This window comes from Mitsuaria sp. WAJ17 (genome assembly GCF_014174515.1).
In the GTDB taxonomy this organism is placed as follows: domain Bacteria; phylum Pseudomonadota; class Gammaproteobacteria; order Burkholderiales; family Burkholderiaceae_C; genus Roseateles_B.
The window spans coordinates 1-569 of record NZ_JACJUG010000104.1 but is presented as its reverse complement, the minus strand read 5'-3'; the positions used below and the strand labels follow the sequence as shown (position 1 = coordinate 569).

Below are 569 nucleotides of genomic sequence, written 5' to 3'. Positions count from 1 at the left end.
CGCGGCGCGCCAGCTCCTGGCGAGCGGCGTCTGCCATCTCGGCAGCCTTCGCACGCTGGGCCTCGGCCCGGGCCGTGTCTTGGCGTTGCGACTCGGACCGGGCGGCCAGGCGGCTGGCTTCCTGGCGCGTGGACTCGGCGGCAGCGCTGTCGGCCTGGCGCTGGGCTTGATCCGTGGCCTGGGCCTGCGCGGCCTGGCGTGCGGTCTCGCGCTGGGCGAGGGCCTGCTGCGCCAGCGAGCGCTGGAGCAGGCGCTGCAGCTCCTGCGCCTCCTCAGCCGGGGGCTGGGGCTCTCGCGGTGCTGCCGTCGTCGTGGATGGAGCCTCTCTCTGCGTGCTCAGCGCCTGGCGGGCCAGCAAGGCCTGGGTCTCACGAATCGATTCGGCCGGGTCGATCGAGGGCGCCTCCTGCGGCAGGCGCGTGGGTTCCGGTGCCGAGGCGGCGGCGGCCTCCGGCACCACCCAGCTCTCCGGCTGCGAGGCGTCCATCGTCAGAACGCGGCGCTCCGCCGGGGTGGCTTCGGCAGGGCGGGCCGCAGCCGCCTGCGGCGACCGGCGAGGCGGCGCAGGG

Annotated in this window: 1 protein-coding gene; it reads right to left on the bottom strand. The window is 76.6% G+C overall.

Annotated elements, in window-relative coordinates; translation table 11 throughout:
• Positions 1-487: hypothetical protein (locus H5407_RS23570; protein WP_220800771.1), on the bottom strand; the 487-nt coding region annotated here is incomplete at its 3' end.
• Positions 488-569: the final 82 nt, after the last annotated feature.